The sequence below is a fragment of the Allobosea sp. 05T439 genome (assembly GCF_056396005.1).
Genome location: NZ_JBFTKP010000079.1, coordinates 1 through 11,763 on the forward strand (window position 1 = coordinate 1; position 11,763 = coordinate 11,763).

12 protein-coding genes are annotated in these 11,763 nt (G+C 58.5%); 6 read left to right on the forward strand and 6 right to left on the reverse strand.

Features of this window, described 5'->3' with window-relative positions:
• Positions 1-5 precede the first annotated feature (5 nt).
• Positions 6-287: a hypothetical protein gene (locus AC1DIO_RS34355; RefSeq protein ID WP_476854867.1), complete on the forward strand. Its 282-nt coding sequence runs from the start codon at positions 6-8 to the stop codon at positions 285-287.
• 121 nt (positions 288-408) lie between these two features.
• On the forward strand, positions 409-843 hold the full coding sequence (locus AC1DIO_RS34360; protein WP_476854868.1) for an oxygenase MpaB family protein: 435 nt from the start codon (positions 409-411) through the stop codon (positions 841-843).
• A 176-nt stretch (positions 844-1,019) separates the two neighbouring features.
• Here the strand turns inward: AC1DIO_RS34360 and AC1DIO_RS34365 are convergent, their stop codons facing one another.
• Positions 1,020-1,685: a LuxR C-terminal-related transcriptional regulator gene (locus AC1DIO_RS34365; RefSeq protein ID WP_476854863.1), complete on the reverse strand. Its 666-nt coding sequence runs from the start codon at positions 1,683-1,685 to the stop codon at positions 1,020-1,022.
• 441 nt (positions 1,686-2,126) lie between these two features.
• On the opposite strand from AC1DIO_RS34365, the gene AC1DIO_RS34370 reads away from it, so the two are divergent.
• Positions 2,127-2,555, forward strand: a complete 429-nt coding sequence (locus tag AC1DIO_RS34370; RefSeq protein WP_476771007.1) for a Ros/MucR family transcriptional regulator — start codon at positions 2,127-2,129, stop codon at positions 2,553-2,555.
• Between the two features lie 66 nt (positions 2,556-2,621).
• Here AC1DIO_RS34370 and AC1DIO_RS34375 read toward each other — a convergent pair whose 3' ends face one another.
• Positions 2,622-2,828, reverse strand: coding sequence for a cold-shock protein (locus tag AC1DIO_RS34375; RefSeq protein WP_476771008.1), 207 nt, complete (start codon positions 2,826-2,828; stop codon positions 2,622-2,624).
• A gap of 241 nt (positions 2,829-3,069) precedes the next feature.
• Between AC1DIO_RS34375 and AC1DIO_RS34380 the strand changes: the two genes are divergently transcribed.
• Positions 3,070-3,543, forward strand: a complete 474-nt coding sequence (locus tag AC1DIO_RS34380; RefSeq protein WP_441509065.1) for a Ros/MucR family transcriptional regulator — start codon at positions 3,070-3,072, stop codon at positions 3,541-3,543.
• Between the two features lie 169 nt (positions 3,544-3,712).
• Here the strand turns inward: AC1DIO_RS34380 and AC1DIO_RS34385 are convergent, their stop codons facing one another.
• Positions 3,713-4,141: a CBS domain-containing protein gene (locus AC1DIO_RS34385; protein WP_476854864.1), complete on the reverse strand. Its 429-nt coding sequence runs from the start codon at positions 4,139-4,141 to the stop codon at positions 3,713-3,715.
• A 609-nt stretch (positions 4,142-4,750) separates the two neighbouring features.
• Here AC1DIO_RS34385 and mddA point away from each other — a divergent pair.
• Positions 4,751-5,560 (forward strand): methanethiol S-methyltransferase, encoded by an 810-nt coding sequence (gene mddA / locus AC1DIO_RS34390; protein WP_476854865.1) that lies wholly within the window; start codon positions 4,751-4,753, stop codon positions 5,558-5,560.
• A gap of 786 nt (positions 5,561-6,346) precedes the next feature.
• Here mddA and AC1DIO_RS34395 read toward each other — a convergent pair.
• The gene (locus AC1DIO_RS34395) at positions 6,347-6,619 is read right to left on the reverse strand and encodes a hypothetical protein (RefSeq protein WP_476833209.1); all 273 of its coding nucleotides are present in this window, start codon (positions 6,617-6,619) and stop codon (positions 6,347-6,349) included.
• Positions 6,620-8,706: 2,087 nt separating this feature from the next.
• Positions 8,707-9,444 carry an outer membrane protein gene (locus AC1DIO_RS34400; RefSeq protein ID WP_476854866.1) on the reverse strand — a complete coding sequence of 246 codons (738 nt, stop codon included), beginning with the start codon at positions 9,442-9,444 and terminating at the stop codon, positions 8,707-8,709.
• Between the two features lie 435 nt (positions 9,445-9,879).
• On the opposite strand from AC1DIO_RS34400, the gene AC1DIO_RS34405 reads away from it, so the two are divergent.
• Positions 9,880-10,110, forward strand: coding sequence for a hypothetical protein (locus tag AC1DIO_RS34405; protein WP_476769051.1), 231 nt, complete (start codon positions 9,880-9,882; stop codon positions 10,108-10,110).
• A 632-nt stretch (positions 10,111-10,742) separates the two neighbouring features.
• On the opposite strand, the gene AC1DIO_RS34410 is transcribed toward AC1DIO_RS34405, so the two are convergent.
• Entirely contained in the window at positions 10,743-11,186 is a 444-nt protein-coding gene (locus AC1DIO_RS34410; protein ID WP_476769050.1) for a helix-turn-helix domain-containing protein, read from the reverse strand.
• Positions 11,187-11,763 lie beyond the last annotated feature (577 nt).

Here is an 11,763-nt window from a genome sequence, read left to right on the forward strand (position 1 = left end):
AAAGCATCCGCCATCGCTGCGGCGGCGGCCTGACATTGGCCCCGGTTAACAAGGTCCACCATGTCCATACCATTGCCCGCGTCGCCGAAATGCTCGGTGAGGACGAGGACTGGCTGTGGGACGTGGCCAATGAAATGGACCAGGAGGACGGCGTGGTCTGGGTCTATGGGCCAGGCGATGACAGCGTCATGGCGTTCACAGACTTCGGCATCGAGATGCTCAAAGGCCTCGCCGAAATCTACAAAGCCAATCCTCACCTGCTCACAAGATCGGACGACCCGAAATAGCCGTACTGCGGCCTACGCCGCATGGTTACGTTTCTCCGCCAATTTGCGAGATTTCAACTGCGGCTCAAACCGTGGCCCCTCTGGACCTATGTGGGAACGGTTGAACTGAAGGCGGGTTCTGCTGGGATGTGACGTCGCGCAGCTAACGCTCGAAGACTCCTCACGCGCTTTCACCGAAGGAGCCGAGGCCGCCCGGCTCTACGGCGCCAACGGAGCTCCTGCCTCGCTTGAGGCGTGGCGCGTGATGCTTGCGGAGGTCGAGCCCACGCTGACGCACGCGGATGTCATTGAAGAATTCCTGGCTTTAATGATGCACGCGCCGCTCATCGCGAGGCCTTTGCGTCCGATACAACGCATCATGATCCGTGCCTCTTTCGAGCTTATTCCCCCGAAACTGCGCGAGACGTTGGAACTGGATCACCGTCGCCTCACACACCTCCAGCTTAGATTCATCAAACTGGTAGGGCGAATTGCCGATCGAACCCCCATTGTCGCTGCACCTCCAGTGCAGGCTTCAATTCGAATGGGCCGCGATCCCTACTTCCTATATCGTTAGGGCTGGATTGCCCTTTTTGGTTAGTCCTTGCTGTGAAGAGCCTTGGCTCCGATCTGGCGCACGCCATCACAAAAGGCGTGGGCTTTGAAGCAGGGGCCAAGTCGGCCATGGCGCATTCTCGCAAGCAACCGTGACGCCAAATCCAGCCGCTGGCGGCAACATGGACGCCACGTTTCCTATCGTCTTGTGCCCGGAATATCTGCTGCAGCATTCAGCTTCTGAGCCGTAATGACGACCTCAAGACGATTGCGGGCGTTCAGCTTCGCCATCAAATTGGTCATGTAGCCCTTGACGGTCTTATCGCTGAGCGACAACTCATGGGCGATCTCGCTGTTCTTCTTCCCGAGTAGGAGCAATTTTACGATCTGCTCCTCCCGAACGCTTAGTCTGTTGCTGATCGCCTTCTGTCGTTGCAGAGCCTTATCCTGCAAGGCACCAATTACCTTGGTTGCAAAGGCTGGTGTAACATACACATCGCCCTGCTGCGTCGCCCCTAGAGCCTGGAAGAGATCCTCTCCGGGGCTCCCCTTCAGGACATAGCCCCTGGCCCCAATATCCAAGGCTCTGATTGCATCATCCGCATTTATCGAGGCTGTGAACACAATGATCTTCGTCTCGGGAGCGAACTTCAACGCATCTGAGATTGCCTGAAAAACATCTCCCGCCATGTTGAGATCGACAATCATCTGATCGGGGTGGTGGCTTTTGGCGATCGACACGATGTCGTCCGCGACATTTCCTGTCGCGGCGAGGGTGAAACCGCCCCAACGCTTCAGCAGCGCACCAATACCCTCCATCAGCAGTGGATGATCGTCGACGATAGCAATCAAACGCTCCGGCATGGTTTTAGAACCCCGTACTACCTCCCCAGGCCGACCCGGATGTTTGCGTAGCCACCGCTTTTTGTAAATGCTTCGAAAATCGAAATATCTCTAAAGGCATCACTTAACGTCAGATCTAACTCTAGGACATTCGTGTAATTCGCGTTTCCGGAGCCTGAGCGAATGGCGTCCAAGGCTCTCGATGTGAAGCCCCGAGCCGTTGAGTTCGTGTTTTGCCTGCTGCGGTCGAGTGTACCGTGCGAGTTTCCGGGCAGAAGCCTCTAGCGTGTCTCGGCTCAGCAGCCCGCCATACTTCGGACTGATCCCAAGGCAAATATGAACCGATCGCTGTATTGAATTTATGACCTAGCGACACGAGATGTATCGTAATCGTTCTTCGTTTTCGTAGTCACTCAGAACGCGAGTGGAGAGCTCAGAAATTTAGCGTGAAGGATACCAGACATGGATCAGGACACTGGAACTCCGAATTTCGTCGAATTAACATCGGATATTGTTTCGGCTTTCGTAAGTCACAACTCGGTGCCCGCAACTGAACTGCCGGACTTGATCGCGAAGGTCCACCAATCGCTAGGGAAGCTGGTGTCGCCTGAGGTTGCCGCTCCCGTTGAAGAGAAGCGCGAGCCCGCCGTTTCAATAAAGAAATCAATCGCGCCAGATTATCTGATCTGCCTGAATGATGGACGGAGGTTCAAGAGTCTCAAGCGTCATCTGCGGACGGCTTACAATCTTACTCCCGACGACTATCGGAAGATGTGGGGCCTTTCCCCGGACTATCCGATGGTAGCCCCAGTCTATGCCGAGGCTCGGTCGCAACTTGCCAAGAAGATGGGCCTTGGTCAGCAAAGGCGGATGCGCTCGCGGGCTGCATGATGGCCCTTAGAAATTGGACGATTCGTCAAAAGAAAATCCGCCCACTGATGTGGGCGGCTTGATATCTCAGACCTTAAGATTAGCCGCAGATTCTTTGCCACTGCGGCGGTCCGCTTCAACGTCATACGTAATCTTCTGACCTTCTGCTAACCCTCGAAGACCAGCCCGCTCCAAGGCCGTTGCATGGACGAAGACATCTTTACCTCCGGCATCCGGCGTAATGAACCCATAACCCTTGGTTTCGTTATACCACTTGACCGTTCCAGTCGCCATATTGGTTTCCATAGCTTTAGTGACGCGTCCCACCAAAGCGTAGGGTAGAATCCGAATTATGCAAGGCGGCATTGTAAATGACGGTCATCTCCTCCTCCGAATTGCTTCATCTAGCCGTGAACCGCGATTGCTATCGAAAGAACACGTTCGATGACCGCTCAGCCACGAAATGAACATTGCATTTTGGGGAGAACATAGGTCAGGTACGCGGTTAAAGCAGGCTTTTATTTAAGGAAGAACCATGCGCGAAGAAAATGACAATGTAGTTGATCTAACGGTAATGGTTGTTTCGGCCTACGTCGCCCACAACAACGTTCCTCCCGCGGACCTTGTTGCGCTAATTTCGAGCACTCATTCCGCTCTCACGCAGCTCGGAGCCAAACCCGAAGCTCCGCCTGTACCTATCGCGCTTGTGCCGGCGGTTTCGATCAAGAAATCGGTCACGCCGGACGCCATCATCTGCCTCGAAGATGGCAAGGCATTTAAATCCCTCAGGCGCCATCTGGGCACGGCCTACAATCTCACGCCTGAACAGTATCGCGCAAAATGGGGGCTGCCCTCCGACTATCCGATGGTCGCACCCAACTATTCGGAAGCTCGGGCGAAGCTCGCAAAGGCTTCTGGCTTGGGGCGCAAGGCCAAGCCGGTTCCGGCGGCCGCTCCCGAGAAGCCCGTGCGTGCGAAGCGAGCTACGCGCAAGAAGGTCGCTGGCTAGGCCCTGAGACCAATCCTGTGCCAACATGGCAATCGTATCGAGCGCCAACCAGGTCGCAAGAGACCGCTACGGTTCAGGATTTCAACTGAGCCGTAGTAGGAGGCAAGCAGGCCAGCTTCGCCGCGGCATCTCCACGCCCTCCCACTCGTTAGACCACAATCGCCGCGGACTATGCCGCTGGGCGCCCTGCAGGCTCCACGATGTCTGTTAGGGCGTCTCCGGCGGCTTCCGGGCTGTCCTTGAGCGCGCCGTCAGCAAGCGAGACCACGCCGACGAGCCGCTTGTTGCGATCKACAACGGGAAGGCGTCGGATTTGGTTGTCCCMCATATTGTGGATGACGTGGTCCATCTCCTCATCCTCGAAGCAGTATTTGACATCGCGCGTCATCACGTCGCGAACCAGGGCAAACCCATCACGCCCCTCGGCAAGAGCCCGCACAACAATATCGCGGTCGGTGATCGTGCCGACCAATCGATCGACGTCGCCGACGGGTAGGAAGCCAATATCCTCTTCGGCCATACGGCGAGATACCGCCTGCAAGGTCTCGTCCGGGCGGGCGATATGAGCCCCTCGGGTCATCGCTTCGGATACCTTCATATCAATGACTCCTCTCTTCGACGTGAGGGTTCAACGCTCCGGTGCCGGTACCGTTCCAGTTGACTTCGTCACCTGCGCCGGCGCGATCGTGCCGGCGGAATCCATGCCGCCGCTATCCTCGGCAACCGCCCCTATTCCTATTTCGGCCCCCTCGGAGACCTCGTCCGAAGGCCAACGCTGACCAATGTCAATGACCCGCGCGATCCTGATCGCCTGACCTCGTCTGGGGAAACCATGCACCGCGGCTCCCGCAACGAACTCGGACGCACGTGATGGGCACGAAGTTGTCGTGATCGAGAGATGCGAACTCGCCGAACCGCTCGGCGCCGGCGCCAGCGCAGCAAGCGAAACGGCAACTTCCACGGGCCTTGCCGCTAGGCAGCATCGAGGCATGCCGCGCCATCCCTGAGCTTGGGGGAGTCCCTTTGCTGCATGTGACTTCCATCACAGTCACACTGCGGATCGTCGAATATCACGCCGGACAACGCTGTGGAGACAGATCGCTAAGGACCCAAGGTCAATCGGACATCACGCCATATCCGAACATCTTCACCGCGCTTTACCGCGACACCGGCCGACTGCGACGTCGCGTCAACCGAGGTACCAGCCATGCGCAAGACCGCGATCCTTCTCTATGGCCTCCTGTCATACGCGTTCTTCTTCCTGACCTTTGTTTATGCGATCGGTTTCGTCGGCGGGTTTCTTGTGCCGAAGGGTATCGACGACGGGCCGGCAACGCCGGTGGCGCAGGCCCTCMTGGTCAACTTCGCATTGCTGTCGCTCTTTGCGGTCCAGCATAGCGTCATGGCCCGTCCAGGGTTCAAACGCTGGTGGCTCGGCTGGATCGATCCGGCGCTGGAGCGGCCAACCTATGTGCTGCTCGCAACGGCGGCCCTTGCGCTCTTGTTGTGGCAATGGCGGCCCTTGCCGGAGAGCGTCTGGAGCGTGACCAATCCGACGCTGGCGGCGACTCTGATCGGGCTCTCCCAGTTCGGATGGCTGTTCGTCCTGCTCTCGACCTTCATGTTCAGTCATTTCGAGCTTTTTGGGCTGAAGCAGGTATTCGTGCGTTTCGCCGGCCGTAGAATGCCGGAAGCCGAATTCAGGACGCCGGGTCTGTACAAGCTTGTTCGGCATCCGATCTATCTCGGCTTCATTATCGCCTTCTGGGCTACTCCCGTCATGAGCCAGGGCCATTTGCTCTTCGCGGCAGGGACGACGGCCTACATACTGGTTGGCATCATGCTGGAAGAGCGCGACCTGATCGCGCTGTTCGGCGACGACTACAGACGCTACCGCGAGCGCGTCGCGATGCTCCTGCCGCTTTGGGGCCAAATCCGTTCGGCGCAACGCAATCCAGCATCGCCCCGCACAAATGACACGACGTGGTCGGCTCAGCCGCCCTCACGTTCGCCCTGATCATAGGCATCAATCCGGACGCCGGGGTTTTCCGCCGGCGCCAGAAAGGAAACTCGCGATTTCAGCGGGTTTCCTCCGATGCTCAGGGCTGTCAGGGGATCAGGGAGTGTATAACGAGGGGTAATCGGGGTCTTTCCGCTTGGCAGCGGGTTTGACTCGGGAGATCATTGCAACGCGGCTTATGTTGCTTTGGGTCTGGGGAAAAATGAGCGTCACCGCCATGCTTTACGCCCTCATTGGGCTCTCGGCTCTCCTTGTCGTGGCTGTCTTCGTGCACACGAAGGATGACAGCCGGCGTCAACGCCGGCACTACGATCTGCGGCACCGCGGCACCTACGGGGCGTTTAGCCGAAGGATCCGCATTTGAGATTGGCGATCAGTGCCAGTTGTCGATGTCACGCTCGTGGGCGTCCTCGTCAACGCTGAGCCAGCACTCGGTCATCGGGACCCCGAAGCTCTCATAGGTAAACTCGAAGCCGACATTGGCTCTACGGCGTCTGATCCGGGCCGAACCTGGGGAGGTCGCCGGGGGGCCTTGGAGATGTGTCTGCTTAACCGCTACCCCGGCTCCTGCCGTCGAAGCATTGCATGGCGAGGTCGTGGTCAAGCAAGGACAGGATCATGCCTTGCCCCTCCGAAAGGAGTGCCTGGCTGCGTTGATCTCCGGTCCGCCCGTGGCGGCAATGACGATGCGAAGGCTTTCCGTCGCGGAGAGGCTGGTGGGCGACCGCTGCGGCCCTCACCTCTCAAGCGCGCGCGCCATCCTGGCGTTGGCGGGTTTGGCTGTCACACTCCAAGGATGCCGATGGTGCCGGGATCCGGAACAGCCTCGGCTATCGCGATGGCATCGCTCTCGATCGAGGTCGCGAGGCGGCAGTAATCGTCTAAGCTAAACATCACGCAGCGTTGATCCTGGGACCACCGGGTGATCACCTCCCAGACGACGTCGTACTCCTCGCAGAGGCCGCGAAATTGCAGGACTTGCATTTGCCCGAAGCGATTGCGGAACGCGGGAAGTCTAAGCATGAGACGGGCAAGCCCGCGTTCTTGAGCCGACATGGAACGCCCTCGTGAACCCCCCAGAAGACATAGGCAAGGAACGCATCGGCTACGGCGCAAGGCAGGAACGACGTCGAGTATCACCATTTCGATGGCAAATACTGACACTGAATGCCAATTACCTCAAATGTACTTTGCAGTGCGATCCACAATTTGCGCGTTCGATGCGGCATCGTAGTTAAGCAGGATTTGCCGGGTTCGCAGAAAGCCCGTGTGCCGGGAGTTCGACGGTTCTCCCGACCAATCCAGTCGACTTAGAACTCTGGATATCGTCCCCTTGAGAAGGGCCTTAAAAGAGCGCCACGAGATGGAGCGGCCGAGGCGAGGTACGCGGCGCGTCCGCTTCCGACCGAGATTGGCTGCATCGGCCAGGGCCAGCATCGCAGTGACATTCCGCGGGGTGTCGCCTGTGCCGCCGTGTGGGAAGTAATCGGCCACGCCCGTAGGGGGTCAAACGGCATGCCGCTCACAGCTTGCAGAAGGCGGCACTGAAGGCGCTCCCAGCCTTCAGTTGGAGAGCTTACGCGCTCTGCTTGGAAGATCGGGAAACCAGCGCGCTCCTCGAGGAGACCAGTAAAGCAAGCCGTTGAATTCGGATTGGCCTGCTCCGCGATGGCCTCCCCAAGGATGGCAATGTGCTCGAGATCGGTACAGCAGAGCTCGTAGAGAATTTTCTCCTCCGGTGAACGCGCTGTTCGTGGTGCCCCGAAAGGCGAAAGCCTTGCCACGGCCGAGGCTCCGGCCGGCGTCAGCGAGATCCCATACCTGGCTGGGGTACTGGCATCCGTCGAGACCCTCCCAGTCGGACCTATGCGCTACTGCTGCTCCCGCCATCGAAGTGTGTCAGGGCGTAGTCGGGCACCCTGTCCAGAAGCGCTGGGAATGCTCGATCATGCTTCGCTCCGTCGGAAGAGGCGATGGGTGCGCGGATCGCCGGGCCACTCGACTTGCCGCCACGTCGCGGCTTGCCGGCTCAACGCCGTCAGCAGGGCTGCTGCTGATCCGGACGAACTGCGCCGTCGGCGCGCCCAGCGAACCAGCGGACGATGACCACCCCAAGCGCGAGGGCGGCGACGGCGCACGACCAGATGGCGAGGACCATGTGCATTACTCCTTTTTTTGGGGTTCCTCTGCCTACCATGCGTCCGCCATGTCCGGCTTGTTCGTTCAAGCCATGCACGTGCTCATCACCGCCATCCCTTGCGACGTCTCGGGCAACCGGAGCCGGTCCAATTCCCGACGTTGGCTGGGTTCGCCTTCGGGCCAATCGGGGCTTCGTTTACCTCAGCCCTCAGCCCCATTCTCTCAGAAATTATCCACTCTTGGCCCCAGAGTTGAGTTAGTGGCGGAGCGGCTTCGCGGTCCGGCCGGAGCCAGTGGCCTGCTGGTCGCGCTCTTATTTGAGCAGCATTGGGACGATGACAAGCGCGGCAACAGCAAGCACGGCCCCTATGCGCAGCCAGACAGCTCTGAGGTGTTTCCTCGCAAGCATAAGGCGCTCTCCACGCAACGATGGAACTCAAATGCCGATCCCGTAGCTGTCATGCACCATTGTGACGGGATCAGCCAATTCTTGATGTCATCATGAACCGCCCCTTCCGGAGCGCAAGCCGTATTGAGTCGCTAGGTGCGTGGCCGCTGTCACAACTTTGTCAKCGAGCGAAGTTGCCGGGGCTGGCAGGTGAGGACTGCGGTAAGCCGCGGTACGACGGGATCACTTACGTTGKACAGCACAGAAAACCGGACCGTCCCGATGGTGGTGGGTTTGCGCGACGGCAATGAGCCGTCGCGCAAACCATTTAGCCCTTTGTGACGATGGGCGTTGCAACCGGCGGGGGCGCTTTGCCCTTGCCCTTGCCAAACCCAACGCAGCCGCCAGCGGCAAGCAAAGCAAACGAAACGACAAGAATAGCCGACTTCTTCATCTGTTGACCCTCGAATATCGTTGCTACGTTTTTGATAGAAATTGCTCCGTAGCAACGTTTGGTTAAAACAGCGGGTGATCTTCCTACACGATGCCCGCTGCAACGACCTCCAGCGGTCCAGCCAATTTMCAGCAAGACCGCAGGAGTTCCATTCGCCGCGCGTCAKAACTTGTAGTTCACGCCAACGCGCAGGAGTCCGGCGCCGCCGCCGCCATTGCTGACCGCGGTATAGGTTCCGGCCGGCAGCACGCCGCCCGCGGGGTTTTCGAAGACCTGGGTCCGTCGGCCCTCGCCTGTATCGACGTAGAGGCCTTCGAGCTTGACCGTCCAGTTATTGGTGAAGGCGTATTCGACGCCGCCGCCGATGGTCCAGCCGGCATTGCTCGTCGTGTTGCCGGTCAGCGGGTTGGTGTTCAGGCCGCCATAGGCCAGACCGCCGGTGATGTAGACCAGGGTCCGGTCGAAGGCATAGCCGATGCGGGCGCGCACGGTGCCGAAATAGGCGCCGTCACCGCCGCCTCTGCCGGCCCACCATGTGTATTGTCCCCAGGCCACGCTACCGCCTGTATCGACATACTGGATATCGGTCTCAAGGCCGTAGACAATCGCGCCGGACTGCCAGTTATATCCGATCTGGCCGCCACCGACGAACCTGCCATCACCACCGCCGACACCGCTCAGGACGCTGGAAGAGCCAGCAGTCGGCCCGTTGACGGCGATCTCGCCCGAGTCAGCCCAGCCCACGCCGGCGTTGAGACCGACATAAAGACCAGCCCAGGTGAACAGGGGCGCGTAGACGATCGGGGGAGGCGGAGCTTGGCGGCTGGGAAGATCAGCGGAGAAGGCCGACGTTGCAAGACACGTCGCAAGAACGGCGGTGGATACAAGTCCTAATCGCATGGTGTCCTCCGAGGTCAGGGTAGGCCAGTCAATCTCTTCCATATCGAGTCACTACAGAGAACCCGAATAATCGGCGGAATTTCCCAATGAAGTGCCGAATGTTCCGGACTGCGATATTTTGATCACTTCGCTCTATGAGCCCCAAATCTCGACTGCCCGGAGCATCCCAATTTCCGCGGACGCCCGAATGCCAACGCGTCGGGGTTCTCGTGACCTCGATAGATCGGGCAGTTGTATTCGGGTCGTCGATTATTGGTCGAAGCGAAACAGTTGCGCCAAGGGTAGGAGAATAGACTTGCGCCAGACGCTACGCCGGGCCATAAACAGCCTGCTTTGATTGACTCGAGCAGATGAAATGTGACCTTACGTCAATCATGGTGATCGGGGGCGACAGGGGGCGGCAAAGACTGTTCATAGATCCCGAGGAGCTTTCCCATGAGCGAAGTCTTCAATCCGGACATGATCTCTCGCCGACATGCCCTTTCCTTCTTGTGGTCGGCAGCCGCTCTCGGTGTTGCTGCGGCTGCTACGATCCTGACAGTCTCGAATTCTCAGGCCCAGACCTCCGGCATGGAGCGGCGTGGGGACAGGCGTACGGGGCGCGGGGAGCGGCGTGACACGCGGCGCACCGGACGCACCGACCGGCGTGAGGAGCGGCGCCACTGACTGGGTGCTGCACCCAACTCAGAAACTTCGGTTTACGCCTGGCCCACGGCCAGGCGTTTTGTCCATCCCTGTTGGGGAAGTCACTCCAGTTCAGGCCATCGATGTTCTTGCTGAGTGCTCATGCGCGATAAATCACGCATGCGGTGCAGTCATCGAAGAATAGTGAGCCAGGCCAACGCCATCCCTCCCCAGAGCAAGAATGATATCGCGGCTCCCCAAATAATCCCTCGGCMAAAACTATCGTCATCGTCTCCATCGGGCCGAAACCATTTGTAATTCCGCTGGTTTGCTGGGGGCGATGCTGGAAGTTCGTGGGAAAATCCGCTCTTCCTTGAGATCGCCATGCCAATAACTCCTCAGTTGGCCGATAGCGCAGCGGATTGCATAATATTCAGTATTCACAATGCATGTAGTCAAGCCAAGAACAGGTATCGAAATGATGTAAGCACACGCATATTGGCTCGTCGACGGGGATTTGCACCGTCCCGTTCGGATCGACGGAGATTGGTTAACTAGTGACAGCACGACGATGCTGCTACGACAAGCCGAGACCGGACGCGTCGCCCTGTATGACGATACGTCATTTGATTTCAGATTCGGTCATCGCGTGCTTTTGCCCGATTGTACTTGCGCTATTCGTGAGAATGCCCGATTTTGTCGCTGCTCCCGGCAGGATCGGCATTCACCAGGTCCTCAACCATGGCAACGATCTGCTGGCGCTTCGCCGTGCTTTCGGCCTTCAAGAAGGCATTGACGAGACGAATTCCTTCGCTGGTCGAGAGCAATTCAGCGATATCGTTGGCACTAACTTCCCTTAAGCGTTCTTGAGGCGCGTTGCTTTCAGTCGCCGCCGCTTCAAAAAAGTAACCCGCCGGGACCTCAAGGATGTGCGCGATGAGCTGAAGACGGCTCGCGCTGAGCCGATTTGATCCGCTTTCGTATTTCTGGATCTGCTGAAACGTGATGCCCAACTGCTCCGCTAGTTGGGACTGGCTGAGGCCGATGAGCTGCCTTCGCGCTCGCAAGCGCGAACCTACGTCTCGATCGATCGAATTCGGTCTTCTCGCAAGCGTCATGACCCGAATCCAGTCGCCCCAAGCATCCTGTTGTTGTCTGAGCAGGTCGATCTGTCAGCCGACCAACGTCGCGCAAATAACTCCGATCGCGAAAGGGGGGCGATTAAGCCCCCGTACCGAATACACTGGCATCCGTTCGAAGCGATGGTCACACGTCCTCTCAGACATCGGCCCAATTGGAAGTGCCCGTCAACACGGCGGGTGACGACTGTTGCGGGCCCAGTCAGATACCGCACTAATTCGTGAGAGTGGAGTGAGGGGCGGAGCCGCCAATCATGTTCCCGTGAACGCTCCGCTTTCCCCAGGGGACTTGGCTCGTGACATTATAATTCGTGCGGAATTAGAACGAAATTCGAACAGTTATCTGAGACGGAATGTCAAAGGCGGGACGGAACGTCAAGCCAGAGCGTCATTGTCGCGGCGTGCCAATTCATCACGACCGGCTGCTTCATCGACAAGCACCCCGGGTCTCTCTCTTCTCGTAAAGCCATTCGTCAACCTGTCCCCAACGCCAGACGCCGGTGTTTTTGCTGCCGGCCTTTCCGAAGAGATGCTCTCGCAGCTCGCTACGTTTCAG